The sequence below is a fragment of the Rathayibacter sp. VKM Ac-2759 genome, from assembly GCF_009834225.1.
GTDB lineage: Bacteria > Actinomycetota > Actinomycetes > Actinomycetales > Microbacteriaceae > Rathayibacter.
In genome coordinates, this window is the sequence record NZ_CP047176.1 from 2,679,725 (window position 1) to 2,706,171 (window position 26,447).

The following is a 26,447-nucleotide window of genomic DNA, read 5'->3' on the forward strand; positions in this document are numbered from 1 at the left end:
TCGGCGGCGGGGGTCATTCCCCCGCGTACGCCTGCAGGGTGCGCGGGCCGAACGCGTCGGGGATGACCTCGTCGATCGTCCGCAGCCCGGAGACGGTCTCGAGGACCATCCCGTCGGCCGAGTGCTCGAAGAGGAGCTGGCGGCAGCGCCCGCACGGCATGAGCGTGGCGCCGTTGCCGTCGACGCACGTGAAGGCGACGAGGCGGCCTCCGCCCGTCATGTGGAGGGAGGAGACGAGCGCGCACTCGGCGCAGAGCCCGATCCCGTAGGAGGCGTTCTCGACGTTGCAGCCCGAGATCACCCGCCCGTCGTCGACGAGCGCCGCGGCGCCCACGGGGAAGTTCGAGTACGGCGCGTAGGCCCGGCCCATGGCGTCGAGGGCCGCGGCACGCAGCGCCTCCCAGTCGATGTCGGTCACGACGACTCCTCTCAGGATTTCAGGTACGGCTTGCCGGCGGCGGCCGGGCCGCGCGACTGACCGACGAGGCCGGCGACCGCGAAGATCGTGACCACGTACGGCAGCATGAGCATGAACTCGCTCGGCACCGGCGAGCCGATGACGCCGAGCACGTTCTGCAGGTTCGTCGCGAAGCCGAACAGCAGCGAGGCGAGTGTCGCTCGGATCGGGTCCCACCGCCCGAAGATGACCGCGGCGAGCGCGATGAAGCCCGCGCCGGCCGTCATCTCCTTGCCGAAGGCCCCGACGGCGTCGAGGGTGTAGTACGCGCCGCCGACGCCCGCGATCGCTCCGGCGAGCGAGACGTTCCAGAACCGGGTGCGCGCGACGTCGATGCCGACGGTGTCCGCGGCCTGGGGGTGCTCGCCGACGGCGCGCAGGCGCAGGCCCCACTTGGTCTTGAAGAGACCCCACCACACCGCGAAGATCGCGAAGTACATCAGGTAGACGATGACCGTCTGGTTGAAGAGCACCGCTCCGACGATCGGGATCTGGCTCAGGACCGGGATCGGCAGCCGGTCGAACTTGACCGGGGAGTTGAAGGTCGTCGCGTCGGCCGTGAGCACCTGCGAGTAGAGGAAGCTCGTGAGCCCGGTGACCAGCACGTTGAGCACGACGCCGACGATCACCTGGTCGACCAGGTACTTGATCGCGAAGGCGGCCAGCACGAACGAGACCAGCACGCTCGCCAGCATCGCGGCGAGGAGCCCGAGGACGGGCTGACGGGTCAGAGAGCCGACCATCGCCGCGGTGAAGGCGCCGGCGAGCAGCTGGCCCTCGATCGCGACGTTGACGACTCCGACCCGCTCCGAGATCACTCCGCCGAGCGACCCGAAGATCAGCGGAGTGGCGAGACCGACCGTGCCGAGCAGGAGGCCGGAGACGGGCAGTGTCGCCCCCGCCGAGGCCCACACGAGGAAGCCGATCAGGAACACCAGCGCGAACACGGTCGACAGCCAGAGAGGAATCTTTCGCGCGGCCCGCGCCATGAGGAACGCGAGGACCGTCAGCCCGACCGTGACGAGGGCCACGACGATCCCGGTCGCCCGGGTCGGGAACGGGATGTCGGGCAGCGCGAAGAAGTCGTTTCCGGCGGCGAGGCGGAACGAGCTCGTGCCGTCGCGCCCGAGGAGCACGAAGAGCACGACGGCGAGCAGCGCGAAGACGCCGAACGCGATCGGGGCCTTCCAGCTGCGGATCGCGACGCGCGAGGGCGCGGCGGAGGCGGTCACGGCGGTCACGCGGACACCTCCGAGGTGCGGCGCTTCGCACGGCGCTTCGGGGCGACCCCGGGCGTCGGGAGGCGGAAGATGGCGCGGACCAGGGGCGGCGCCGCGATGAAGAGGACGATGAGCGACTGCACGACGAGGACGACGTCGATCGGCACACCCTCGGCGGCCTGCATCGAGTACCCGCCGGCCTTGAAGGCGCCGAACAGGATCCCGGCGAAGAAGACGCCCCACGGACGAGAGCGGCCGAGCAGCGCGACGGTGATGGCGTCGAAGCCGATGCCGGCGTCGATGCCCGAGGTGAAGCCCGTGGTCACGGTGCCCATCACCTGCGCGCTCCCGGCGAGGCCGAGGAGTCCGCCCGAGAGGAGCATGGCCCACACGTAGCTGCCCTTGACGTCGATGCCGGCGACGCGGGCCGCGTGCGGGTTCTCGCCGACCGCGCGGAACTTGAAGCCGATGCTCGACCGGGTGAGGAGCCACCAGACGAACACGGTCGCGAGGATCGAGAAGACGAAGCCGAGGGTGAGCGAGTACCCGGAGCCGAGCAGGTCGGGGAAGACCGCCGTCTCCTTCATACCCGGCGACTTCGGGTTGTTCGAGCCCGGGGCCTGCAGCGCACCGGGTGTGCGCAGGAGGTAGGACACGAAGTAGAAGGCGACGTAGTTGAGCATGATCGTGAGGATCACCTCGTGCGCCCCGGTCCGCGCCTTCAGCAGTCCGACCAGGCCGCCCCAGAGCGCCCCGCCGAGGATGCCCGCGGCGAGCGTGATGACGAGGTGGACGCCCCACGGCAGATCGAACGAGAAGCCGACCCAGCCGGCGCAGGCCGCCGCGATCAGCATCTGGCCGCGACCGCCGATGTTGAACAGGCCGACACGGAACGCCAGGGCCACGCCCAGGCCGCCCGCGATCAGCGGAGTGGCGAACGCGAGCGTGTCGGTCAGCGGCTTGATGCCGTTCGCGAAGCCGTCGCGGCGGAAGTTGTAGACCGAGCCCTGGAACAGCGACGAGTACGCACCGGCGACCGACTGCCAGACCGCCTGCAGCGTGTCGAGCGGGCGGGCGAAGAAGTAGCCGGAGGCGGCCTGCACGTCCTTGTCGGTGGCGGCGATGAGCACACCGCCCGCGATCAGCGACAGCAGCACGGCGAGCACCGACATGAGCGCGGTGCCCGACAGGATCTCGCGCAGGACCCGCGACGCGCCGCTCTCGATCGGGCCGGGGCGCGCCTCCTGCCCGGGCTTCTGACCCGGCTCCAGACCGGGCGCCTTCTCGGACTCGGCGTCGGGGTCGACCGACGGCAGTTGCGCGTCGCTCACGCCGCCGCTCCCTTCTCGGCGGGCGACTGCCCGGCCATCATGAGTCCCAGGACTTCCCGGGGCGTGTCGGCGGGGACGATGCCGATGATCCCGCCCTTGTACATGACCGCGATGCGGTCGGCGAGCGCCGCGACCTCGTCGAGCTCCGTCGACACGACGATCACGGGGACGCCGGTGTCGCGCGTCTCGACGATGCGCTTGTGCACGAACTCGATCGAGCCGACGTCGATGCCGCGGGTGGGCTGCGCCGCGATGAACAGTCGCAGCTCGCGGCTGAGCTCGCGGGCGAGCACGACCTTCTGCTGGTTGCCGCCGGAGAGACGGCCCACGTGGGTGCCGATGCCCTGGGCGCGCACGTCGAACTCGCGCACGCGCTCCTCGGCGAAGCGGTCGAGGTCCTTCAGCCGCAGGCTGAGCCCCTTGACGAAGGGGCCGCCGTCGCTGCGGTCGAGCATGAGGTTCTCGGCGATCGTGAACTCGGCGACGAGACCGTCCTCGGTGCGGTCCTCGGGGACGAAGCCGACTCCGGAGTCGAGCACGCGGCGGACGGTGAGACCGTCGAGCCGCTTGCCGTCGAGGGTCACCGAGCCCTCGACGCGCTCCTGAAGCCCCATGATCGCCTCGGCGAGCTCGGTCTGACCGTTGCCCTGGACACCGGCGATGGCGAGGATCTCGCCGCGGCGCACCTCGAAGGAGACGTCGTCGACGACGGCCTGCCCGTTCGCGTCACGGACGGTCAGAGCGCTGACGACGAGAGCCTCGTCGCCGGCGCGGGCCGGCTCCTTCTGCACCGTCAGCTCGACGGCACGGCCGACCATGAGCGAGGCGAGCTCGGCGTTGCTCGCCGTGGGAGAGGCCTCGCCGACCACCTTGCCGAGACGGATGACGGTGATGCGGTCGCCGACCTCGCGCACCTCGCGCAGCTTGTGGGTGATGAAGACGATGGCGGTCCCCGACGCGCGCAGCTGGCGCATGATCGCGATCAGCTCGTCGGTCTCCTGCGGAGTCAGCACGGCCGTCGGCTCGTCGAACACGAGGACGCGGGCGTCGCGCGAGAGGGCCTTGATGATCTCGACCCGCTGCTGCACGCCGACGGGGAGGTCCTCGACGATCGCGTCGGGATCGACGTCGAAGCCGAAGCGATCGGAGATCTCGCGGACCCGCGCGCGGGCCGCGGCGAGGTCGAGACGCCCGCCCGCCCGGGTCTGCTCGTGACCGAGCATGACGTTCTCGGCGACCGAGAACACGGGGACGAGCATGAAGTGCTGGTGGACCATGCCGATGCCCGCCTTCATGGCGTCACCCGGCCCCGAGAAGCTCTGGACCACGTCGTCCAGGAGGATCTCGCCCTCCTCGGCCTGGTACAGGCCGTAGAGCACGTTCATGAGCGTCGACTTGCCCGCGCCGTTCTCGCCGAGGAGGCAGTGGATCTCACCGGGTTCGACGGTGAGATCGATGTGATCGTTGGCCACGAGTGCGCCGAAGCGCTTCGTGATGCCCCGGAGTTCGAGCTTCATGGGACCAATCTAACTTCGGCGCGGGCGGTACGGCCGCCGGAGGGAGCGGCACGGGGAGTGATCGCGGAGCGGATGCCTGTGGAGGCGCCCCGCTCGAACGCCAGAGGCCGGCCGGCTCCGAGATGCTCTCGGGCCGACCGGCCTCTGGCGGCTGCCGCTAGGAGGCGGCCGGAGCCGACGGCGACTCGACGGTGATCGAGCCGTCGATGATGCCCTCCTTGATGCTGTCGAGCTCGCCCTGCAGGTCGGCCGACACCTTGGACTCGAAGTCGTGGAACGGCGCGATGCCGACTCCGTCGTTCTCGAGCGTGCCCACGTACGGGGTCGCGTCGAACGCGTCGGCGCCCGCGGAGCTCGTCACATCGGACGTGCCCGCCTCGATCCCCTTGAGGATGGAGGTCAGGTACAGGTCGGCGCCGTCCGGGTAGGTCTCGTAGAGGTCTGCGTCGACACCGACCATCGCGATCTCCTTGCCGGAGTCGCGGATCGCCTCGATCGCGGACTGGAAGATCGGCCCGCCGACGGGGAGGATGACGTCGGCGTTCTGGTCGATCAGCGACTGCGCGGCCGACTTGGCCTCGACACCGGCGGCGAAGCCTCCGGTGAACGAACCGGTCTGCGCGTCGACGTCCCAGCCCACGACCTTGACGTCGGCGCTCTTCTGCTCGTTGTAGTACTTCACGCCGTCCGCGAAGCCGTCCATGAAGATGGTCACGGTCGGGTACTGCGCGCCACCGAAGGTGCCGACGACGCCGGTCTTCGAGTACGAGGCGGCCGCGTAGCCGGCGAGGAACGCCGACTGCGAGGTGTCGAAGGTGATCGGCTTGACGTTCGGCAGATCGATCGACGCGTCGTCGATGATCGCGAAGTCGATGTCGGTGTTCTCCTCCGCCGCGGCCGACGTGGCCTCGGCGAGCGCGAAGCCGACGGTGATGATCAGGTTGCAGCCCTGATCGACGAGGCTCGTGATGTTCGGCGCGTAGTCGGTCTCGGACTCCGAGGTGACCGTCTTCGGCGTCACGCCGAGCTCCTCGGACGCCTTCGTGAGGCCGTTGTAGCCGAGCTCGTTGAACGACTTGTCGTCGAACCCGCCCGCGTCCGAGACCATGCAGGGCAGGAAGTCGCCGCCGGCGGCAGCGCTCGAGTCGCTCTCCTCGGGGGCGGAGGCGCAACCGGCGAGAAGCGCGGTGACGCCCAGAGCGGCGAGACCGCCGAACGCAGCCTTACGCGTGGTGATAGTCAAGATTCGTCCTCCAAGATTCAGCCCGCGCGACCAGCGCAGCAGGCGTCGATGCCCTCACGTTACAGAGTGTGACGGAATGCTCAGCCGCCCCTGAGGCCCATCTCCGGAAGCGTTACACAGTGTTGATCTTGCGGAGGAGGCGCGAGCGCCTCCTCCGCCGCGGTCGGCTCGGGGAGGGGGGCGGGTGGGTGGAGCGTCCTGCGTCGGGCTGGCGGGAATCGCTGGCACGCGATTCCCGATCGCGCCCTCTTCCTTGAGCGGCACACCTCAGCACGCCGACCCGTCAGGGCGCACAACAGCACGGGTCGCGGTGTGCTCCGCGCTGCGCGCGATCGGGTGCTGGACAGGTGCACAACTCCGCGCTGCGCGCGATCGGGGGCTGGGCAGGTGCAGGGCTCCGCGCTGCGCGCGATCGGGTGCCGGAGAGGTGCACAACTCCGCGCTGCGCGCGATCGGGTACCGGACAGGTGCACAACTCCGCGCTGCGCGCGATCGGGTGCCGGACAGGTGCACAGCTCCGCGCTGCGCGCGGTCGGGGGCTGGAGGCGGGGGGCGGGAGGCGGGGGCGGGAACGGCGAAGCGCGGCGCCTCCGGGGGGAGGGCCGCGCTTCGGGAGGTGGGGTGGGGCTAGAGGACGTCGGTGCGGCCCGAGAGGCGGAGGGCGTCGACGACGCCCTTGACCTTCTGGGCGTTCTCGGTCGTCGTCACCAGGAGGGCGTCGGGGGTGTCGACGACGACGATGTCCTTCACGCCGATCAGGGCGATGAGGCGGTTGCCGCCGCTGACGACGATGCCGGTCGCGGAGTCCGCCAGGACCCGGACGTCCTCGCCGAGGATCGCGAGGTCGGAGCGCAGACCGCTCGCGTGCAGCTTGGCGATGGAGGCGAAGTCGCCCACGTCGTCCCACGAGAAGTGCCCGGGGATCACGGCGAGCTTGCCCGCCGCGGCCGCCGGCTCGGCGACCGAGTAGTCGATCGCGATCTTCTCCAGGCCCGGCCAGATGCGGTCGACGACCGCGCCGCGCTCGGGGGTGTCCCACGCCTCCGCGAGCTCGAGGAGACCCGCGAGCAGCTTCGGCTTCGAACGGCCGAGCTCCTCGAGGAGGCGGTCGGCGCGGGCGATGAACATGCCCGCGTTCCAGAGGTACTGACCGCTCGCCACGTACTCGCGGGCCGTGTCGGCGTCGGGCTTCTCGACGAAGGAGTCGACGGCGAGCGTGTGCGCGGCGCCCTCGATGCCGAGGTGGTCGCCGGTGCGGATGTAGCCGAAGCCGACAGCGGGCTCGGTGGGCGTGATGCCGATGGTCGCGATGTAGCCGGCGTCGGCGGCGACGACCGCCTCGGCGACGGCGTCGTGGAAGAGCGGCTGGCCGCTGATGACGTGGTCGGCGGCGAAGGAGCCGATGATCACTCCGGGCTCGCGGCGCTCGAGGATCGCGGCGGCGAGGCCGATCGCGGCGGAGGAGTCGCGGGGCTCGCTCTCGAGGACGACGTTGAGGTCCTCGAGGTGCTCGAGCTGCTCCTCGACCGCGGCGCGGTGCGCACGGCCCGTCACCACCATGATCCGGTCCGCACCCGAGATCGGCGCGAGACGGTCCCAGGTGTCGCGGAGGAGGGTCTGGCCCGAGCCCGTCAGGTCGTGCAGGAACTTCGGCGCGTCGGCCCGCGACAGCGGCCACAGCCTCGACCCGATCCCCCCGGCGGGGATCACGCTGTAGAAGCGGTCGAGCGGGGCGCGGCCATCGGTCTCAGGTGGTGTCATGTCCGCAGGATACAAGGGCACCCGAGGGAGACCGTCCGTTCACCCGGCCGCGCGCCGTCGTTCACACGGGCCCCGTAGCGTCCCGAGCGTGAGAGTCGCGGTCGTCACCGAGAGCTTCCTTCCGTCGTTGAACGGAGTGACCACGAGCGTCCTGCGGGTGCTCGACGAGTTCGCGGCGCGCGGCATCGAGGCGCTGGTGGTCTGCCCCGCCGCGGGAGCGCCCGCCTCCTACGCGGGGCACCGCGTCGTGGAGCACCCCGCGATCGCCTACCGCGACTTCCCGGTCGGCATCCCGACCCTCGCTCTGACCCGCGAGCTCGCCGACTTCGCACCCGACGTCGTGCACGTCGCCTCCCCCTTCTTACTGGGGGCACGCGCCATCGCCTCCGCGGGCCGGCTGGGAGTGCCCAGCGTCGCGATCTACCAGACCGATGTCGCCCGCTTCGCCGCCCGCTACGGCATCCGCGGGGCCCGCGCACTCGCCTGGAAGGTGATCCGGCAGATCCACGCCGGAGCCGACCTGACGCTCGCCCCCTCGAGCAGCGCGCTCGACGACCTCGCCGCCGCCGGCATCGAGCGCACCGCGCTCTGGGGGCGCGGAGTGCAGAGCGACCGGTTCCACCCGCGGATGCGCTCCTCCCCCTACGCGCTCGATCTGCGAGCGGCACTCCCCGACGGGGACGCTCTCGTGGGCTACATCGGCAGGATCTCGCCGGAGAAGCGGGTCGAGAGGCTCTCGGCCCTCACCTCGCTCCCGGGAGCCGAGATCGTCGTCGGCGGCTACGGCCCCTCCTCCGCCCGCGTCGCCTCGCGCCTCGGGACGCAGGCGCGGATGCTCGGGCGACTCGACGGCGAACGACTGCCCGCCACCTTCGCGGCGCTCGACGTCTTCGTGCACACCGGCACGGAGGAGACCTTCGGCCAGACGGTCCAGGAGGCGCAGGCCTCGGGCACCGCGGTGGTCGCGCCGCACGCCGGCGGGCCGACCGACCTCATCGAGCACGGCGTCGACGGGCTCCTCTACGCGCCCGAGAGCGACTCGGACCTGCGGAGGCAGGTGGAGCGGCTCGTCCGCGACCCGGGGCTCCGCGCCCGCCTGGGCGAGGCGGGCCGGCGCCGGGTGCTGCACCGCACCTGGAGCGCACTCACCGACGAGCTGCTGCTGCACTACGAGACGGCCGGCGCCGCCGCCGCGATGGCACCCCGCAGCTAAGGCTCGCCTAAGCCGCGGATGTCTGTGGGGCCGCCTAGAATTCGAAGGCGAGTTCCTCGCGCTCCCCCGCCCCGCCCGCGCCTCCGAGACGCGGATCAGGTCAGGCCGAAGGAGTCCACAACCAGGGAGGGTTGTCCGTGTCAGTTCAAGCTGCTCAGACCCTCGCACCCCGGAAGCAGGGGAAGATCCGGCGTCCGGCCGGCACCCTCTACCGCGGTCGCGAAGGCATGTGGTCGTGGGTGCTCCACCGCATCACCGGTGTCGCCATCTTCTTCTTCCTCCTCGTCCACGTCCTCGACTCGGCTCTCATCGCCGTGAGCCCCGAGGCCTACAACGCGGTCATCGGCACGTACAAGAACCCGATCATGGGTCTCGGCGAGACGGGTCTCGTGGGAGCGATCGCGTTCCACGCCCTCAACGGCCTGCGGATCATCCTGGTCGACTTCTGGAGCTGGGCGACCCGCAACCAGCGCGTGCTGTTCTGGGTCGTCATCGGCCTGTGGGTCGTGCTGATGCTCGGCTTCGCACCCCGCCACCTGATCAACGTCTTCAGCGAGTGAGGTCCCAGTGAGCACCGTCGCTTCCCCGCGAACCCCCCACACTCCGACCCGCTCCTCCGGCACCAACTGGGAGAAGTGGGGATGGATCTACATGCGCGCCTCCGGCATCGTGCTGATCGTCCTGATCTTCGGGCACCTGATCTTCAACCTGCTCCTCGGCGACGGCATCAAGGCCATCGACTTCGGGTTCGTGGGCGGCAAGCTCGCCAACCCGTTCTGGCAGTGGTGGGACGTCCTGATGCTGTGGCTCGCGCTGATCCACGGCGGCAACGGCATGCGCACGCTGGTCAACGACTACGCCACGTCGCCGCTGCTGGCCCGTGCCTTCAAGGGCGGCATCCTCGTCGCGGTCGTCTCGCTGATCGTCCTGGGCACCTGGGTCGTCTTCGCGTTCGACCCGTGCCCGCCCGGCGCAGACCCGTCGCTGCTGGCGTCGTTCTGCTCGGCCTGACCCCGTCGAGCCGCGCCACTCCCGTCCACGTCCCTCCCTTCCCGCACATCGGAGCATCTCCCCAGTGAGCACACCAGGCCACACCCACGGCGGCGCAGACCAGAGCGCCTTCACGCAGACCGTCGGCCCCGACGGCGTCCACTACCACCAGTTCGACGTGGTGATCGTCGGCGCCGGCGGTGCCGGGATGCGGGCGGCCATCGAGGCCGGTCCGAAGGCGAAGACCGCCGTGATCTCGAAGCTCTACCCGACGCGCTCCCACACGGGAGCGGCGCAGGGCGGCATGGCCGCCGCCCTCGCCAACGTCGAGGAGGACAGCTGGGAGTGGCACACCTTCGACACCGTCAAGGGCGGCGACTACCTCGTCGACCAGGACGCGGCGGAGATCCTCGCGAAGGAGGCCATCGACGCGGTCATCGACCTCGAGAACATGGGCCTCCCGTTCAACCGCACCGAGGACGGCAAGATCGACCAGCGCCGCTTCGGCGGTCACACCCGCGACCACGGCAAGGCCCCGGTGCGCCGGGCCTGCTACGCGGCCGACCGCACGGGCCACATGATCCTGCAGACGCTGTTCCAGAACTGCGTCCGCCTCGGCATCAACTTCTACAACGAGTTCTACGTGCTCGACCTCGTGATGACCGAGGTCGACGGAGTGAAGAAGCCGTCCGGCGTCGTCGCCTACGAGCTCGCGACCGGTGAGCTCCACGTGTTCCAGGCGAAGGCGATCATCTTCGCCACCGGCGGCTTCGGCAAGATCTACAAGACGACGTCCAACGCGCACACCCTCACGGGCGACGGCGTCGGCATCATCTGGCGGAAGGGCCTGCCGCTGGAGGACATGGAGTTCTTCCAGTTCCACCCGACCGGACTCGCCGGGCTCGGCATCCTCCTCACGGAGGGAGCGCGAGGCGAGGGGGCGATCCTGCGCAACGCCTCCGGTGAGCGCTTCATGGAGCGCTACGCCCCCACCATCAAGGACCTCGCGCCGCGCGATATCGTCGCCCGCTGCATGGTCCAGGAGGTGGCGGAGGGGCGCGGTGCGGGCCCGCACAAGGACTACGTGCTGCTCGACTGCACGCACCTCGGCGCCGAGGTGCTCGAGACGAAGCTGCCCGACATCACCGAGTTCGCCCGCACCTACCTCGGCGTCGACCCGGTCGTCGAGCCGGTGCCCGTGATGCCGACCGCGCACTACGCGATGGGCGGCATCCCGACGAACGTGAAGGCGGAGGTCCTCTCGGACAACACCACGGTCGTCCCCGGCCTCTACGCCGCCGGCGAGTGCGCGTGCGTCTCGGTGCACGGCTCCAACCGCCTGGGCACCAACTCGCTCCTCGACATCAACGTCTTCGGCAAGCGCAGCGGCAACAACGCCGCCGACTACTCCAAGACCATCGACTTCACTCCCCTGCCCGCCGATCCGGCCGGTGCGATCCGCGAGATGCTCACCTCGCTCCGCTCCGCCACCGGCACCGAGCGGATCGCCTCGATCCGCAAGGAGTTGCAGGACGAGATGGACAAGAACGCGCAGGTGTTCCGCACCGACGAGTCGCTGAAGTCGGTCACCGACACGATCCAGCGCCTCCGCGACCGGTTCCGCAACATCTCGGTGCAGGACAAGGGCAAGCGCTTCAACACCGACCTCCTCGAGGCCGTCGAGCTGGGCTTCCTGCTCGACCTCGCCGAGGTCGTCGTCTACTCCGCTCGCAACCGCAAGGAGAGCCGTGGCGGTCACATGCGCGACGACTTCCCCAAGCGCGACGACGAGGGATACATGCAGCACACGATGGCGTACCTCTCCGGTGACGCCCACTCCTCCGATGCGGGCGACCACATCCGCCTCGATTGGAAGCCCGTCGTGATCACCCGGTATCAGCCGATGGAGAGGAAGTACTAGCCATGTCGACCGCTACCCTCGAGCAGCCCTCCGCGGCCCCCGCGGCACCGGAGGCGTTCACCGTCACCTTCATCATCCGCCGCTTCGACCCCGAGGTCGACGCCGAGCCGCGCTGGCAGGACTTCGACGTCGAGATGTTCTCGACCGACCGCGTCCTCGACGCCCTGCACCGCATCAAGTGGGACCAGGACGGCTCGCTCACCTTCCGCCGCTCGTGCGCGCACGGCATCTGCGGCTCGGACGCGATGCGGATCAACGGCCGCAACCGCCTGGCCTGCAAGACGCTGATCAAGGATCTCGACATCTCGCAGCCGATCTACATCGAGGCGATCAAGGGCCTGCCGCTCGAGAAGGACCTCGTCGTCGACATGGAGCCGTTCTTCGCGTCGTTCCGCGAGGTGCAGCCGTTCCTGATCGCCAACACCCCGGCGCCCAAGGGCAAGGAGCGCGTGCAGTCGGTCGCCGACCGCGCCCGCTTCGACGACACCACCAAGTGCATCCTCTGCGCCGCGTGCACCTCGTCGTGCCCGGTGTTCTGGACCGACGGGCAGTACTTCGGCCCGGCCGCCATCGTCAACGCGCACCGCTTCATCTTCGACTCGCGCGACGACGCGGGTGGCGCGCGCCTCGACATCCTCAACGACAAGGAGGGCGTGTGGCGCTGCCGCACGACCTTCAACTGCACGGAGGCGTGCCCGCGCGGCATCCAGATCACGCAGGCGATCGCCGAGGTGAAGCAGGCGGTCATCCGCGGCCGCGCCTGATCACCCTCGGCTCGCAGAAGCACCTTCGGCTCGTCAGAATCCTCGGATTCGACGAGCCGAACGTGTTTCCGCGAGCCGGAGATGGTGTTGAGGTTCCTCCACAGGAGCTTCGCTCCTCATCTGTCCCCGGAACAGAGAGCGCGCGAGCCACGAAGGTGCCGGCGCCGCCAGAGTCGGCGCATGCAGTACGGCGTGCACCACATCGGGTATCTACGAGCCATCGGAGTCGATGCTCCGACAGCAGTGCGCCGTGGCGCACTGAAGCGGATCCGGCGGGGCTGGTACGCCTCGCCGGGCGCTTCCGACGAGGAGCTGCGCGCGGCCGACGCTTGCGGCTCCCTGACCTGCATCTCGTTGCTCGCCGAGGCCGGTGCCTTCCGTCCTCCGGACGACCGCCTGCACCTCGCGCTCACCTCGAGCTCACGCCCTCGGCCGCACGCCCTCGACTCCGACATCGTCACCCACTGGAGTCACCGGGTCCGGGAGGCTGAGTACCGCTCGATCCGGACGACACGCGAGGAGGCCCTCGCGCTCGTCGTACTGTGCCAACCGCTCGAGTACGCGATCGCCGTCATCGACTCGTGCCTGCACCTGCGCCTCATCGGCGCCGATCAGCTGGAACGAGTCATCCGTGCTCTGCCTCGTCGCTTCGTCGGTCTCGCTGCGCTCGTCGACGCCCGGGCGGAGGCGGGGACGGAGTCGATCACGCGCGTGCGGCTGCACTTCGGAGGGATCGGGTGCGAACTGCAGGTCGAGGTCCCGGGCCTCGGACGAGTCGACATCGTCATCGACGGGTGGTTGATCCTCGAGATCGACAGTCGCGCCTGGCACGACGACCAGCGGTCGTACCAGAGGGACCGCCACCGCGATCGCGTAGCGGCGGAGCTCGGGTACACACCCCTCCGACTCACCTACGCGGACGTGATGCACGACTGGCCCCACACCCTCGACGGCATCGTCGCGGTGCTCCTCCGCGGCCGCCCGCGCTGAGCCGCCACCTCCGGCTCGTGGAAACACCCTCGGCTCGTCAGGACCGCCGGATTCCGCGAGCCGAAGGTGCTTCGACGAGCCGGAGGTCCCCCGGATCCAGGTTCGGCTCGTGGAAACACCCTCGGCTCGTCAGAACCGCCGGATTCTGCGAGCCGAACCTCGTTCGACGAGCCGGAGGTCCCCCGGATCCAGGCTCGGCTCGTGGAAACACCCTCGGCTCGTCAGAACCGCCGGATTCTGCGAGCCGAACGTGATTCCACGAGCCGGAGTCGGTGGCCAGCACGTGCGCCGCGACCGGCGGCGGGCGGCCCTACGCTGGAGCCATGACGGAGGCGGCGACCGAGACACCGCGCGGCATCCCGGCGCTGTTCGAGCGGCTCATGAGCACCCGGCCGATGCGCGTGTTCCTGCACTACTCCGAGACGGGCGGGCCGCTGTTCGCCTCCGGGCTCGCGTTCCAGGCGCTGTTCGCCGTCTTCGCCGCGCTGTTCGTCTTCTTCGCCGTCTTCGGCTTCTGGGTGCGCGACAACCCGATCATCCGGGAGTCGCTGCTCGGCCTCCTCACCCGGTCCGTTCCCGGGCTGATCGGCGAGGGCGAGGGCTCGCTGGTCTCGATCGACACGCTGCTCGACTCGTCCATCCTCGGCTGGACCGGAGTCATCGCCGCCGCGGGCCTGCTCTGGACGGCCCTCAACTTCCTCGGGAGCCTGCGCCAGGCGGTGCGGATCCTGTTCACGCTCCCCGGCCCGACCACGCTCTTCGTGCTCCTCAAGCTCAAGGATGCGGGGCTCGCCCTCGTCTTCAGCGCGGTACTGCTCGTCTCGGCGGCGCTGTCGGTCTTCTCCACCTCCTTCCTCGACGTGGCGTTCGACTTCCTCGGCATCGGGAGCGACTCGGCTCTGAGCAAGGTCGCCGGTACCGCGATCGGTCTCGTGATCATGCTCGCGCTCGACACGGCGACCCTCGCGGGGTCCTTCCGCATCCTCTCCGGCATCCCGATCCCGTGGAAGAACCTCTGGGTCGGCGCCCTGATGGGCGGCGTCGCCCTGGGCGCCCTGAAGATCCTCGGGACGCAGCTGCTCGGGGGCGCCTCGCGGAACCCGCTGCTCGCCTCCTTCGCCGTGCTGATCGGTCTGCTGATCTGGTTCAACCTCGTCTGCCAGGTCGTGCTGATCGTCGCCTCGTGGATCTCGGTGGGGATGAGCGACGCGGGCATCTCCGCCCGCAAGCTGACACCGGAGGAGCGGGAGCGCGAGCAGCAGGAGCAGCTGCGAGCCGCCCGCCGCACGCTCGCCGAGGCCGAGCGCGAACGACTGCGCTCGGCGCTGCCCGAGGCCTCGCTGCTCAAGCGCCGGCGACTCGAGAAGCAGCTGGCGCGGCTCGAGGAGGAGCTCGACCAGCCCGCCGCGTGATCTCGCGCAGTCCGATGCCCGTCGGACTTGTCCGTTTGTGTTGACTTCCCACACGAACGGGTCTAAAAAGATGTAAACGCAGATCCGAGGTCGGCAACGACACCGCGGATCGCGAGCATCATCACGGCGAGACGACGGAGTCCACATGTACGCACCGGAGCGGCACCAGGCGATCCTGGACCGTGCCCGCTCGGACGGGCGGGTCGAGGTCCGCGACCTCGCGCAGTCCCTGGCGGTCACGCCCGAGACCATCCGCCGCGATCTCACGAGCCTCGAGAAGCGCGGCCTGCTGCGCCGGGCCCACGGAGGCGCGATCCCGGTCGAGCGGCTCGGCATCGAGCCCGAGGTCGCCGCCCGCGAGGGCCACCTCGCCGCCGAGAAGGACCGCATCGCGACCGCCGCCCTGGCCGAGGTCCCCGACGGCGGATCGATCGCCATCGACGCCGGGACCACCACGGTCCGCCTCGCAGAGCTGCTCCCCCTGGACCGCCGGCTGACGGTCGTCACCCACTCCCTCCCCGTCGCGATGGCGCTCGTCGGCCGGCCCAACATCGATCTCCACCTCCTCGGCGGCCACCTGCGCGGAGTCACGCAGGCCGCGGTCGGTCCCTGGGTCACCCAGGCGATCGCCTCCGTCTCGGTGGACGTCGCCTTCATCGGCACCAACGGCATCAGCCGGGAGCGCGGGCTCACCACCCCCGACCTCGACGAGGCCGTCGTCAAGACCGCGATCATCGCCTCCGCGCGACGCGTCGTCGTCCTCGCCGACCACTCGAAGTTCGGCCGCCAGGACTTCGGGCACGTCGCCCCGCTGTCCGCGGTCGACACCGTCATCACCGATCGCGAAGTCGACGACGAGCTCGCCGACGACATCGAGTCGGCCGGCCCGGAGGTCGTCCGCGCATGATCGTCACCGTCACCGCCAACCCCAGCATCGACGTCACCCTGTCGACCAGCGGCTTCACCCTCGGCGAGGTCAACCGCGCGCACGACGTGCGCCGCGACCCCGCGGGCAAGGGCGTCAACGTCGCCCGCGCCCTCGCCCGCAACGGAGTCGAGGCCACCGCGGTCTACCCGGCCGACGCCTCCACCGGTCTCGACCTGTCGACGATGCTCGAGGCGGCCGGCGTGCGCTCGGCCAGCGCCTCCATCGCGCAGCCCATCCGCACCAACATCACCGTCGTCGACGACCGCACCGGTCGCACCACCAAGATCAACGAGCCCGGCCCCGCCGTGACCCCGGAGGAGGCCAAGGCCCTCTCGCAGCTCATCTGCGACCACGTCGTCAGCGCCCCGCGCTGGCTGGTCGCGTGCGGCAGCGTGCCTCCCGGGCTCGGCGACGACTTCTACCCGGCCCTCGGCCGGCTCGCCCTGCACTTCGGCGTCCCGCTCGCCGTCGACACCTCGGGTGCCCCGCTGACCGCGATCATCGCGGCCGGCACCGCCACCCTGGTGAAGCCCAACCTCGAGGAGCTCGAGGAGCTCCTCGGCCGCTCCCTGCCGACGGTCGGAGACGTCGTCGCGGGAGCCCGTGCCCTGCTGAAGCTCCCGGACGCGCGAGCGCTCGTCAGCCTCGGCGAGCACGGCGCCCTCCTCGTCACGACGCAGTCGTCGTGGTGGGCGGGCGCCCCCGCCGTGGTCCCCCTCTCGACCGTCGGCGCCGGCGACAGCACGCTCGCGGGCTACCTGTCGGCGACCGACGCCACGGAGGCGGAGCGTCTCGCGACCGCCGTCGCCTGGGGCACCGCCGCCGTCCAGCTCCCGGGCAGCGAAGCCCCGGGACCCGATTCCCTCCGCCTCGGCGACGTCACCGTCGTCGAGAACCCCGATTCCCACCTCCCGATTGGAGAACTGAGCGCATGACTGCTCTCACCGAGGCGTCGACGGTCATCGTCGACCTCACCGCCGCCACGAAGGACGAGGCCACCGCACAGCTCGCGAAGACTCTCGCGGACGCCGGCCGCGTCACCGACCTCGACGGCTTCCTGGCCGACGTCCGCGACCGCGAGGCGCAGATGGCCACCGGCATGCCCGGCGGCATCGGGATCCCCCACGCCCGCTCGTCGCACGTCGTCTCGCCGAGCGTCGCCGTGGGCATCGCGAAGCAGGGTGTCGACTTCGGCGCCCCCGACGGCCCCGCCGACCTCATCTTCCTGATCGCCGCGCCCGACGGCGCCGACCAGGCCCACCTCAAGATCCTCGCCCAGCTCGCCCGGAAGCTGATCCACGAGTCCTTCACCGGGTCCCTCCGCGCCGCGACCAGCGGCCAGGAGGTCGCGGACATCATCGCCAGAGAGGTCGTCGTGTCATGAGGATCGTCGCCGTCACCAGCTGCATCGCCGGCATCGCCCACACCTACATGGCGGCCGAGGCTCTCGAGCAGGCCGCCAAGAAGAAGGGCTACGAGATCCAGGTCGAGACCCAGGGCGCGGCCGGCTCCGACCCCATGTCCGACCAGACGATCGCCGACGCCGACGTCGTGATCCTCGCCGCCGACCTCGAGGTCCGCGGCAAGGAGCGCTTCGCCGGCAAGCCGACCCTCGAGGTCGGCACCTCGGAGGCGCTCGCCAAGGCAGCGGAGGTCATCGACCGCGCCGTCGCGACGGTGCAGGACGCGCCCGCCGCGGCTCCCGCCGCCTCCTCCGACGCCCCCCGCTTCGTCGCGGTGACCAGCTGCATCGCCGGCATCGCGCACACCTACATGGCGGCGGAGGCGCTCGAGCAGGCCGCGAAGAAGCGCGGCTACCCGATCCACGTCGAGACCCAGGGCGCCGCCGGCTCCGAGGAGATGACCGCGGGCGACATCGCCGCGGCCGACGTCGTGATCCTCGCCGCCGACCTCGAGGTGCGCGGCAAGGACCGCTTCGCCGGCAAGCCGATCCTCCAGGTCGGCGTCGCCGAGGCGCTCGCGAAGCCCGACGAGGTGCTCGACCGTGCTCTCGCGCTGCGCTCCGCGAAGCCGGCCGGTGCCGCTCCCACCCGAGCCGCCGCCGCACCCGCGCCCGCCGCCGCACCGAAGAAGGTCGGCGTCGGCACGCGCATCCGCCAGAACCTGATGACCGGTGTCTCGTACATGATCCCGTTCGTCGCGGCGGGCGGTCTGCTGATCGCGCTGTCCTTCCTCTTCGGCGGATACCAGATCGTCAGCTTCACGCCGCAGCAGATCATCGACAACGGCTTCGACGCCTTCAACATCACCGACTGGGCCGGCGTGATGTTCCTGATCGGAGGCGCGACGTTCGCGTTCCTGGTCCCCGTGCTCTCGGGCTTCATCGCCTTCGGCATCGCCGACCGCCCCGGCATCGCGCCCGGATTCCTCGGCGGCGCGGTGGCGGTCACCGTCGGCGCCGGCTTCCTCGGCGGACTCGCCTCCGGCTTCATCGCGGGCTACGCCGCGCTCTACATCTCGCGCATCAAGCTGCCGGCGGCGTTCAAGTCGCTGATGCCCGTCGTGATCATCCCCCTGATCGCGACCTTCATCACCGGCTTCCTGATGTTCGTCGTCCTCGGCGCTCCCCTGCGTGCGCTGAGCGAGGGCCTGTCGGCCTGGCTCTCGGGCCTCTCGGGCGGCAACCTGATCATCCTGGGCATCATCCTCGGGCTGATGATGGCGTTCGACATGGGCGGCCCGGTCAACAAGGTGGCCTACGCCTTCGCGACCACCGGTCTCGCCTCCGTGCCTGCCGACGGCGATCCGAACTCGGTGCAGTTCAAGGTCATGGCGATCGTCATGGCCGCGGGCATGACCCCTCCGCTGGGCCTCGCTCTCGCGACCTCGCTGCGCAAGCGCCTCTTCACCGACGCGGAGCGCCAGAACGGCAAGGCGGCGTACCTGCTCGGCGCGTCCTTCATCTCGGAGGGGGCCATCCCGTTCGCGGCGGTCGACCCGCTCCGCGTGATCCCCTCGGCGATGATCGGATCGGCCGTGACCGGCGCGCTCGTCGCACTGTTCGGCTCGACCCTCCGGGCCCCGCACGGCGGCATCTGGGTGACCGGCCTCGTCGGCCAGCCGCTGCTCTACCTCGTCGCGATCCTCGTCGGAATGGTCGTCACCGCGATCTGCGTCATCATCGCGAAGAGCATCAAGCGCGCCCCGGTCGTCGCCGAGGTACCGGAGCCCGCCGCGGCCCGCGCCGTCGCCGTCTGATCGGCCGACTCCCCGAACGACCGTCCTGAGCGGTCCTGCCGGCGGTCCCACCCGCTGTCGCCCCTTCTTCTCCGAGAGGGACGGCAGCAGTGGGACCGCCGGCTGTGCTCGTCGTCCGCGGCGAGCGGGAACCGCCCCGGAGGAGCAGTGTCGGCTGCTCCAAATAGACTGACACGGTGACTCGCAAGCCTCTCCGCATCGCCACCGTCAACGTGAACGGCGTCCGCGCCGCCTACCGCAAGGGCATGGGCGACTGGCTCGCCGCGCGCGACGTCGACATCCTCGCCCTGCAGGAGGTCCGCGCCTCCACCGACGACCTGACCGGGCTCCTCGGCGATGAATGGGACGTGCTGCACGACGAGGCCACGGCGAAGGGCCGTGCCGGAGTCGCGCTCGCCTCGCGCAACCGCGCCGCGATCCACCGCGTGTCGTTCGGAGCCGAGGACTTCGACTCCGCCGGCCGCTGGCTCGAGGCCGACTACGAGGTGGGCGACCGCACGATCACCGTGGTCTCGACCTACGTGCACTCGGGCGAGGTCGACACCCCCAAGCAGGTCGAGAAGTACAAGTTCCTCGACGCCATGAAGGAGCGCCTGCCGCAGCTGCAGGAGCACAACGAGCTCGCCGTCGTGATGGGCGACCTCAACGTCGGCCACCGCACCCTCGACATCAAGAACTGGAAGGGCAACGTCAAGAAGGCCGGCTTCCTGCCCCGGGAGCGCGCCTACTTCGACGAGTTCGTCGGCGCCGAGGGCGACGACGACTACAACGCCGGCGGAGGCTTCGGCTGGGTCGACCTGGGCCGTCGCTTCGCCGGCGAGGTTCCCGGCCCCTACACGTGGTGGTCGCAGCGCGGCCAGGCGTTCGACACCGACACCGGCTGGCGCCTCGACTACCAGCTCGCCACGCCCGCGCTCGCCGAGCTCGCCCGCTCCTACGAGGTCGACCGGGCGGACGCGTACGACACCCGCTGGTCGGACCACGCTCCCGTGGTCGTCGACTACGCCCTCTGACCCTCTCCCTCCCCCGCGGCCCCACCGCTGCGAACCCGACACCTCGAGGCCTTCGATGACCCCCAGCACCCCGGGCGCCAAGCCCGTCATCCTCTCCGGCATGCAGCCGTCCTCCGGCTCGCTGCACCTCGGCAACCACATCGGCGCGCTCACGCAGTGGATCGCGATGCAGGAGACGTTCGACGCCTACTTCTGCGTCGTCGACCTGCACGCCATCACCGTTCCGCAGGACCCGGAGCAGCTGCGCGAGCGCACCCGCGCCACCGCGGCCCAGTACATCGCGGCGGGCATCGACCCGGAGCGGTCGACGCTGTTCATCCAGTCGCACGTGCCGGCGCACGCCGAGCTGGCGTGGGTGCTCAACACCCTCACCGGCTTCGGCGAGGCGAGCCGCATGACGCAGTTCAAGGACAAGTCGGCCAAGCAGGGCACGGAGGCGGCCTCGGTCGGCCTCTTCACCTACCCGATCCTCATGGCGGCCGACATCCTGCTGTACCAGACCGACGCCGTCCCGGTCGGCGAGGACCAGCGGCAGCACCTCGAGCTGACCCGCGACCTCGCCGCGCGCTTCAACTCGCGGTTCGGTGAGACCTTCACGATCCCGGAGCCGCACATCACCCGCGAGACCGCGAAGATCTACGATCTGCAGAACCCCGGCGCGAAGATGTCGAAGTCGGCGGAGTCCGACGCGGGACTGCTCAGCGTGCTCGACGAGCCGAAGGTCACCGCGAAGAAGATCATGCGCGCCGTGACCGACACCGAGTCGGAGGTGCGGTTCGACCGCGCCGAGAAGCCCGGCGTCTCGAACCTGCTCACGATCTACTCCGTGCTCGCCGAGCGCACCGTCGAGTCGCTCGAGCAGGAGTACGCCGGGCGCGGCTACGGCGACCTCAAGAAGGGTCTCGTCGAGGTCGTCGCGGCGACCTTCGACCCGATCCGCGCGCGCACCGCCGAGCTGCTCGCCGACCCGGCCGAGCTCGACCGCATGCTCTCCCGCGCGGCCGACCGCGCCTCCGAGACCGCGGAGCGCACGCTCGCCGCGGCCTACGAGCGCGTCGGCTTCCTCCGCCGCACCCGCTGACGTGAGCATCCGCGTCGCCCTCTTCGATCTCGACGACACCCTCTTCGCGCACGCTCACGCGGTGCGCGAGGGCATCGTCGACCGGGTCTCGGCACTCGGGGCGCCCTACACGGCGGCTCGAGAGGACGTGCAGCGGCGCTGGTACGAGCTCGAGGAGAAGCACTACCACCGCTACCTCGCCGGCGAGCTCGACTACGAGGGACAGCGCCGGGCCCGGGCGACCGCGTTCGCTGCGGAGTCGGGCGTCGACCTGTCGCCCGAGGAGGCGAGCGCGTGGTTCGCGGCCTACCTCGAGCACTACGTGGCCAACTGGACCTTGCACGACGACGCCCTGCCGACGCTCGACGCTCTGGACGCCTCCGGGGTGCGGATCGGCGTCATCACCAACGGCGATCTCGACTTCCAGCAGAACAAGGTGGAGCAGCTGGGCCTCACGCCGCGGATCGAGCGCCTCGTCGCCTCCGGGGAGGTCGGGGTCACGAAGCCCGACGCGCGCATCTTCGAGGTCGCGTGCGAGCGGTTCGGAGTCGCTGCCCAGGAGGCTCTCTACGTCGGCGACCGGCTCACCACCGACGCGATCGGCGCCGCCCGCGCCGGCCTCCGCGGCGTCTGGCTCGACCGCGTCGGCGGCCCCGAGCACCGTCGCGCCCTGCCCGAGGAGGCGGTCACCCTCGGCGTCCACCGCATCGGCTCGCTCGACCAGCTTGCGCGCCTGCTCTGACAGGGCGCGCATCGGCTGCTGACGGCGGCGGGTCTCGATAGGCCCCTGCGGGCCTCCTCGACCAGCAGGCAGCGGCGGGGCTCCCGAACAGCCTGCCGACGCCCCGGGAACGCCGAAGCGCCCCGGCCCGACCCGAAGGTCGACCCGAGGCGCTCCCCCGTTCAGCGACCGGACAGTCACCGATCAAGGCCGAGGCGAACGGCGAGATCGCGTGTCAGCGATTTCCCCTAGCCGGACGCGAGACGCTCTCTGGAACGCGACCACCTCGACGAGCCGACCGCGCCACGGCGGGCGATGACCGCCGTGGAAGGCTCACACCACGTCTTCGTCGACCCAGTCGAAGGTCTTGGTGACGGCCTTCTTCCAGAGGCGGTACTGGCGGGCGGCCTCGTCCTGGTCCATCTGCGGGGTCCAGCGCGAGTCCTCCTGCCAGTTCTGGCGCAGGTCGTCGAGGTTCTCCCAGAAGCCCACCGCGAGGCCCGCGGCGTAGGCGGCACCGAGCGCGGTGGTCTCGGCGACGACGGGGCGGACGACCGGGACGCCGAGGATGTCGGCCTGGAACTGCATGAGCAGGTTGTTGGCGATCATGCCGCCGTCGACCTTGAGCTCCTGCAGCGGCACTCCGGAGTCGGCGTTGACGGCGTCGAGGACCTCGCGGGTCTGGAACGCGGTCGCCTCGAGCGCGGCGCGGGCGATGTGGCCCTTGTTCACGTAGCGCGTGAGGCCGACGAGCGCACCGCGGGCGTCCGAGCGCCAGTACGGCGCGAAGAGCCCCGAGAACGCGGGGACGAAGTACGCGCCTCCGTTGTCCTCGACCGTGGCGGCCAGCGCCTCGACCTCGGGGGCCGAGCCGATGAGGCCCAGGTTGTCGCGCAGCCACTGGATCAGCGAGCCGGAGACCGCGATCGAGCCCTCGAGCGCGTAGTGCACCTCGCCGTCGCCGAGCTTGTAGCCGATCGTGGTGAGCAGACCGTTCTTCGAGTGCACGATCTCGGTGCCGGTGTTGAAGATCAGGAAGTTGCCGGTGCCGTAGGTGTTCTTGGCCTCGCCCGGATCGAACGCCGCCTGGCCGAAGGTCGCGGCCTGCTGGTCGCCGAGGATGCCGGCGATCGGGACCTCGCGCAGCAGCGAGGACGCCTCGACGTGGCCGTAGACCTCGGACGAGGAGCAGACCTCGGGGAGCATCGACTTCGGGACCCCGAAGGCCTCGAGGATGTCGTCGCGCCACTCGAGGGTCTCGAGGTCGAGGAAGAGCGTGCGGGAGGCGTTGGTGACGTCGGTCTTGTGGACGCCGCCGTCGGTGCCGCCGGTGAGGTTCCAGAGGACCCAGGTGTCGGTGGTGCCGAAGAGCAGGTCGCCTGCCTCCGCCTTCTCACGGGCGCCCTCGACGTTCTCGAGGATCCAGACGATCTTGGTGCCCGAGAAGTAGGTCGCCAGCGGCAGGCCGACGATCGACTTGAAGCGGTCGGCACCCTCGTCGCCCGCGAGGCGGTCGACGATCGACTGGGTGCGGGTGTCCTGCCAGACGATGGCGTTGTAGACCGGCTTGCCCGTGGTCTTGTCCCAGACCACGGCGGTCTCGCGCTGGTTGGTGATGCCGACGGAGGCGATGTCGTGGCGGGTCAGGTCGGCGCGGGAGAGCGCCTGGCCGATGACCTCGCGGACGTTGTTCCAGATCTCGATCGGGTCGTGCTCGACCCAGCCCGCGCGGGGGAAGATCTGCTCGTGCTCCTTCTGTCCCGTCGAGACGATCGAGCCCTTCTTGTCGAAGATGATCGCGCGGGACGACGTGGTCCCCTGGTCGATAGCGATGACGTAGTCAGCCATGAGTGATTACTCCTTCGTAATGGGGATGAGGTGGGTGCGGATCAGATGATCGGCAGGAGCGCGGTCGACGCGAGACCTGCCAGCACACCACCGACGACCGGTCCGGCGACCGGGACCCACGCATAGCTCCAGTCGCTGGAGCCCTTGCCCTTGATCGGCAGCAGCGCGTGCGCGATACGAGGGCCGAGGTCGCGGGCCGGGTTGATCGCGTAGCCGGTCGGTCCACCGAGCGAGGCGCCGATCGCGATCACGAGGATGGCGACGGGCAGGGCCCCCAGCGCGGCGAGTCCGCCGTCGCCCTGACGTCCGCCACCGAAGCCGATGACGACGAAGACGAGGACGAAGGTGCCGATGACCTCGGTGACGAAGTTCCAGCCGTACGAGCGGATGGCCGGGCCGGTCGAGAAGACGCCCAGCTTGTTGGCCGCGTCGGGCTCCTCGTCGAAGTGCTGCTTGTAGGCCAGCCAGCAGAAGACGGCGCCGATGATGGCACCGATCAGCTGGGCGAGGATGTACATCAGGATCGAGACGATGTTGACCGGCACGCCCGAGCCGAACTCGGTGGCTCCGCTCGCGACCAGACCGAGGGTGACCGCCGGGTTGAGGTGGGCACCGGAGTTGTACGAGACGATCACACCGGCGAAGACAGCGAAGCCCCAGCCGATGTTGACCATCAGGAACCCGCCGTTGAAACCCTTGTTCTTGACGAGAGCGACGTTGGCGACGACGCCGCAGCCGAGGAGCACGAGCATCGCCGTCCCCACGACTTCGCTCAGGAAGACCACTCCGAGATTGTCCACGTTGACCTTTTCCTCTGATTAGAACGGACGCACGCGGGCGTCCGCAGCGGGCATCGATGCCCGACGTGTGTGAAGTTATCCGCGCCTCGACGCTCCGACAAGGAACGACGCGTGCACGTTTGTGCGTAAAGACGACGGGAGCCCCGGTTCGAGTCTCACCTCGATCGGGACTCCCGTCGTTCTGCGCCAGCCGCCGGGTCTAGGACGCCGGGACGGCCGTCGGAGCCTGGACGGAGGAGCCTCCGACATCGACGCCGTTGTACTCCTTGAGGTGCGCGATGGTCGCGTCCACCTCGGAGGCGCGAGTCGCCTCGTCCCAGCCGAGGACGGCTCCGGTGTGCTCGGCGAGCTCCTCGAGGAGCTCGCGGCTCAGACCGCCGGTGAAGGCGTGGTTGGTGCGGCGCATCACGAGGTCGATGAGGTGCACGACGCTCTCGCGCTGGGCGAGGTAGCGGATCTCTCCGGTCGTGAAGTCCTTGTCGAAGTCGAGGGCCTCGTCGTGTCCGTCGGCGAGGGCCTCGATGACCTCCTGCGCGCGGGTGCCGTAGCGCTCGAGCAGCTGCCCGGTCCGGGCCGAGGAGAGGCCCGAGCGGTGCTGGCTGATCCACTGCGCGCGGGACGCGTCGGTGCGGGGGAAGCCCTTGCCGCCTCCGATGGGCGTCTTCACCGTGGAGACCCGGCGGGTGACGCCGATCCGCTTGAAGACCTCGTTGGAGAGGTGCTCCGAGAGGGCGCGGAAGGTGGTCCACTTGCCGCCGACCAGGCTGAGCACGGTCGCGCCGCCCGCTCCGGGGAGCGTGGAGGGCTCGATGCGGTAGTCGCGGGAGACGAATCCCGGCGCCTCGTCGTCGTGGCGGGGCAGCGGGCGGATGCCCGAGAACTTGAAGACGATCTGCGAGCGGTCCACGGGGATCGAGGGGAAGACGTGGCTGACCAGCTCGAAGAAGTAGTCGATCTCCTCCTCGGTGCAGACGGCCGGCTTGGTCGGGTCGGCGTCGATGTCGGTGGTACCGACCATGACGCGGCCCTTCAGCGGGTAGATCAGGACGATGCGGCCGTCGCTGTGCTCGAAGAACATCTCGCGACCCTCGCAGGCCTCGACCAGCTCGGGGTTGTCGAGGACGATGTGGGAGCCCTTGGTGCCGCCCATGAACTTCGTGGTCGTGCCGAGAGCCGTGTTGGTGAAGTCGGTCCACGGGCCGGACACGTTCACGACGATGTCGGCCTGGAAGGTGAACTCCTCGCCGCTCTCGCGGTCGCGGAGGACGACGCCCTTCTCGTCGGCGCCGACGGCCTCGACGTAGTTGGCCGCGCGGGCCTTCTTGCCGCCGATGAGCGCGTCGTGCAGCACGTCGAGCGCGAGGCGCTCCGGCTCGTGCACGGAGGCGTCGAAGTAGGTCGCCGTGTACTTGATCTTCGGGTCGAGCTTGGGCAGCTCCGCGAGCGAGCGCTTGCGGCCGTGGAACTGGTGACGGGGGACGGTGCCGCCGTCGCGCGAGAAGAAGTCGTACAGGGTGAGTCCGACCTTGATCAGCAGCGCGCCGCGCTCCTGGGGGGCACCCGACTTGTGGGTCAGGAAGCGCAGCGGGGCCGCGAGGATGCCCGAGAAGGTCGAGTAGATCGGGATGGTGGTCTGCAGCGGCTTCACGTAATGAGGAGCGATCTTGAGCAGACCGTTGCGCTCGTGCACGCCCTCGTTGACGAGCCGGAACTCGCCGTTCTCGAGGTAGCGGATGCCGCCGTGGATCATGTGGCTCGAGGCGCTGGACGCCCCCGAGACGTAGTCGCCGCGCTCGACGAGGGCGACATCGACGCCGTTGAGAGCCAGCTCGCGGAAGGTCCCGATGCCGTTGATGCCACCTCCGATCACGAGAACGGTGGCGCGGGGGTTGTCGCGCAGGGCGGAGACGCTCTCGCGGAGAGCGGTGTTTCCGGGAGTTCCGGCAGACTGTGCCACTTCGTACTCGCCTTCGTGTCGTAGGAGCTTCGTCGAGGCCTTCACGCAGTGTCCATCTCTGGGGTGGACGGTTGATATCGCG

The 26,447-nt window shown here is 70.1% G+C and carries 23 protein-coding genes; 14 read left to right on the forward strand and 9 right to left on the reverse strand.

Annotation, left to right across the window (positions count from 1 at the left end; all coding sequences use genetic code 11):
* Positions 1-13: 13 nt before the first annotated feature.
* The 6 genes from GSU68_RS12365 to GSU68_RS12390 all read right to left on the reverse strand — a co-directional run bounded on the left by GSU68_RS12365 (position 14) and on the right by GSU68_RS12390 (position 7,529).
* Complete coding sequence (locus tag GSU68_RS12365; RefSeq protein ID WP_159908747.1) at positions 14-418, reverse strand: cytidine deaminase; 405 nt, start codon at positions 416-418, stop codon at positions 14-16.
* A gap of 11 nt (positions 419-429) precedes the next feature.
* A complete protein-coding gene (locus GSU68_RS12370; protein ID WP_208544565.1) occupies positions 430-1,698 on the reverse strand; it encodes an ABC transporter permease in 1,269 nt (422 codons plus the stop codon).
* Positions 1,695-2,948: an ABC transporter permease gene (locus tag GSU68_RS12375; protein ID WP_244259497.1), complete on the reverse strand. Its 1,254-nt coding sequence runs from the start codon at positions 2,946-2,948 to the stop codon at positions 1,695-1,697. Before GSU68_RS12375 ends, GSU68_RS12370 begins: the two co-directional genes overlap by 4 nt.
* 56 nt (positions 2,949-3,004) lie before the next feature.
* A complete protein-coding gene (locus GSU68_RS12380; protein WP_159908749.1) occupies positions 3,005-4,525 on the reverse strand; it encodes an ABC transporter ATP-binding protein in 1,521 nt (506 codons plus the stop codon).
* Between the two features lie 157 nt (positions 4,526-4,682).
* Positions 4,683-5,768 carry a BMP family ABC transporter substrate-binding protein gene (locus tag GSU68_RS12385; RefSeq protein ID WP_159908751.1) on the reverse strand — a complete coding sequence of 362 codons (1,086 nt, stop codon included), beginning with the start codon at positions 5,766-5,768 and terminating at the stop codon, positions 4,683-4,685.
* Between the two features lie 627 nt (positions 5,769-6,395).
* Positions 6,396-7,529 (reverse strand): mannose-1-phosphate guanylyltransferase, encoded by a 1,134-nt coding sequence (locus GSU68_RS12390; RefSeq protein WP_159908753.1) that lies wholly within the window; start codon positions 7,527-7,529, stop codon positions 6,396-6,398.
* 88 nt (positions 7,530-7,617) lie between these two features.
* Here GSU68_RS12390 and GSU68_RS12395 point away from each other — a divergent pair, with 88 nt between their 5' ends.
* The 14 genes from GSU68_RS12395 to GSU68_RS12460 all read left to right on the forward strand — a co-directional run bounded on the left by GSU68_RS12395 (position 7,618) and on the right by GSU68_RS12460 (position 21,781).
* Positions 7,618-8,742 carry a glycosyltransferase family 1 protein gene (locus GSU68_RS12395; RefSeq protein ID WP_159908755.1) on the forward strand — a complete coding sequence of 375 codons (1,125 nt, stop codon included), beginning with the start codon at positions 7,618-7,620 and terminating at the stop codon, positions 8,740-8,742.
* A 137-nt stretch (positions 8,743-8,879) separates the two neighbouring features.
* Positions 8,880-9,302, forward strand: coding sequence for a succinate dehydrogenase, cytochrome b556 subunit (gene sdhC / locus GSU68_RS12400; protein ID WP_279631035.1), 423 nt, complete (start codon positions 8,880-8,882; stop codon positions 9,300-9,302).
* Between the two features lie 7 nt (positions 9,303-9,309).
* Positions 9,310-9,753 (forward strand): succinate dehydrogenase hydrophobic membrane anchor subunit, encoded by a 444-nt coding sequence (locus tag GSU68_RS12405; RefSeq protein ID WP_159908757.1) that lies wholly within the window; start codon positions 9,310-9,312, stop codon positions 9,751-9,753.
* Positions 9,754-9,910: 157 nt separating this feature from the next.
* Positions 9,911-11,653, forward strand: a complete 1,743-nt coding sequence (gene sdhA, locus GSU68_RS12410; RefSeq protein ID WP_244259498.1) for a succinate dehydrogenase flavoprotein subunit — start codon at positions 9,911-9,913, stop codon at positions 11,651-11,653.
* A 2-nt stretch (positions 11,654-11,655) separates the two neighbouring features.
* The gene (locus tag GSU68_RS12415; RefSeq protein WP_159908761.1) at positions 11,656-12,417 is read left to right on the forward strand and encodes a succinate dehydrogenase iron-sulfur subunit; all 762 of its coding nucleotides are present in this window, start codon (positions 11,656-11,658) and stop codon (positions 12,415-12,417) included.
* A gap of 180 nt (positions 12,418-12,597) precedes the next feature.
* Entirely contained in the window at positions 12,598-13,407 is an 810-nt protein-coding gene (locus tag GSU68_RS12420; protein ID WP_159908763.1) for a hypothetical protein, read from the forward strand.
* A gap of 323 nt (positions 13,408-13,730) precedes the next feature.
* Positions 13,731-14,819 carry a YihY/virulence factor BrkB family protein gene (locus GSU68_RS12425; RefSeq protein WP_159908765.1) on the forward strand — a complete coding sequence of 363 codons (1,089 nt, stop codon included), beginning with the start codon at positions 13,731-13,733 and terminating at the stop codon, positions 14,817-14,819.
* A 145-nt stretch (positions 14,820-14,964) separates the two neighbouring features.
* Positions 14,965-15,726 carry a DeoR/GlpR family DNA-binding transcription regulator gene (locus GSU68_RS12430; protein ID WP_159908767.1) on the forward strand — a complete coding sequence of 254 codons (762 nt, stop codon included), beginning with the start codon at positions 14,965-14,967 and terminating at the stop codon, positions 15,724-15,726.
* Entirely contained in the window at positions 15,723-16,682 is a 960-nt protein-coding gene (locus GSU68_RS12435) for a 1-phosphofructokinase family hexose kinase (protein ID WP_159908769.1), read from the forward strand. Before GSU68_RS12430 ends, GSU68_RS12435 begins: the two co-directional genes overlap by 4 nt.
* Positions 16,679-17,131, forward strand: coding sequence for a PTS sugar transporter subunit IIA (locus tag GSU68_RS12440; protein ID WP_159856791.1), 453 nt, complete (start codon positions 16,679-16,681; stop codon positions 17,129-17,131). The genes GSU68_RS12435 and GSU68_RS12440 overlap by 4 nt, the downstream gene beginning before the upstream one ends.
* On the forward strand, positions 17,128-18,966 hold the full coding sequence (locus tag GSU68_RS12445) for a PTS fructose-like transporter subunit IIB (protein WP_159908771.1): 1,839 nt from the start codon (positions 17,128-17,130) through the stop codon (positions 18,964-18,966). Before GSU68_RS12440 ends, GSU68_RS12445 begins: the two co-directional genes overlap by 4 nt.
* Before the next feature lie 176 nt (positions 18,967-19,142).
* A complete protein-coding gene (locus GSU68_RS12450; protein WP_159908773.1) occupies positions 19,143-19,979 on the forward strand; it encodes an exodeoxyribonuclease III in 837 nt (278 codons plus the stop codon).
* Between the two features lie 55 nt (positions 19,980-20,034).
* Complete coding sequence (trpS, locus tag GSU68_RS12455; RefSeq protein ID WP_159908792.1) at positions 20,035-21,060, forward strand: tryptophan--tRNA ligase; 1,026 nt, start codon at positions 20,035-20,037, stop codon at positions 21,058-21,060.
* 1 nt (position 21,061) lies between these two features.
* A complete protein-coding gene (locus GSU68_RS12460) occupies positions 21,062-21,781 on the forward strand; it encodes an HAD family hydrolase (RefSeq protein WP_159908794.1) in 720 nt (239 codons plus the stop codon).
* 312 nt (positions 21,782-22,093) lie between these two features.
* On the opposite strand, the gene glpK is transcribed toward GSU68_RS12460, so the two are convergent.
* The 3 genes from glpK to GSU68_RS12475 form a co-directional block, all read right to left on the reverse strand.
* Positions 22,094-23,608, reverse strand: coding sequence for a glycerol kinase GlpK (gene glpK / locus GSU68_RS12465; RefSeq protein WP_159908796.1), 1,515 nt, complete (start codon positions 23,606-23,608; stop codon positions 22,094-22,096).
* A gap of 41 nt (positions 23,609-23,649) precedes the next feature.
* Positions 23,650-24,408: an MIP/aquaporin family protein gene (locus GSU68_RS12470; RefSeq protein WP_159908798.1), complete on the reverse strand. Its 759-nt coding sequence runs from the start codon at positions 24,406-24,408 to the stop codon at positions 23,650-23,652.
* Between the two features lie 199 nt (positions 24,409-24,607).
* Positions 24,608-26,365: a glycerol-3-phosphate dehydrogenase/oxidase gene (locus GSU68_RS12475; RefSeq protein ID WP_159908800.1), complete on the reverse strand. Its 1,758-nt coding sequence runs from the start codon at positions 26,363-26,365 to the stop codon at positions 24,608-24,610.
* Positions 26,366-26,447 lie beyond the last annotated feature (82 nt).

What these genes read in the sequence shown, in the direction of transcription:
- GSU68_RS12415 (WP_159908761.1), top strand. Translation starts at nt 11,656, where the DNA reads ATGTCGACCGCTACCCTCGAGCAGCCCTCCGCGGCCCCCGCGGCACCG.
- GSU68_RS12425 (WP_159908765.1), top strand. Translation starts at nt 13,731, where the DNA reads ATGACGGAGGCGGCGACCGAGACACCGCGCGGCATCCCGGCGCTGTTC.
- GSU68_RS12390 (WP_159908753.1), bottom strand. Translation starts at nt 7,529, where the DNA reads ATGACACCACCTGAGACCGATGGCCGCGCCCCGCTCGACCGCTTCTAC.
- GSU68_RS12435 (WP_159908769.1), top strand. Translation starts at nt 15,723, where the DNA reads ATGATCGTCACCGTCACCGCCAACCCCAGCATCGACGTCACCCTGTCG.
- GSU68_RS12445 (WP_159908771.1), top strand. Translation starts at nt 17,128, where the DNA reads ATGAGGATCGTCGCCGTCACCAGCTGCATCGCCGGCATCGCCCACACC.
- GSU68_RS12430 (WP_159908767.1), top strand. Translation starts at nt 14,965, where the DNA reads ATGTACGCACCGGAGCGGCACCAGGCGATCCTGGACCGTGCCCGCTCG.
- trpS (WP_159908792.1), top strand. Translation starts at nt 20,035, where the DNA reads ATGACCCCCAGCACCCCGGGCGCCAAGCCCGTCATCCTCTCCGGCATG.
- GSU68_RS12380 (WP_159908749.1), bottom strand. Translation starts at nt 4,525, where the DNA reads ATGAAGCTCGAACTCCGGGGCATCACGAAGCGCTTCGGCGCACTCGTG.
- GSU68_RS12420 (WP_159908763.1), top strand. Translation starts at nt 12,598, where the DNA reads ATGCAGTACGGCGTGCACCACATCGGGTATCTACGAGCCATCGGAGTC.
- glpK (WP_159908796.1), bottom strand. Translation starts at nt 23,608, where the DNA reads ATGGCTGACTACGTCATCGCTATCGACCAGGGGACCACGTCGTCCCGC.
- GSU68_RS12440 (WP_159856791.1), top strand. Translation starts at nt 16,679, where the DNA reads ATGACTGCTCTCACCGAGGCGTCGACGGTCATCGTCGACCTCACCGCC.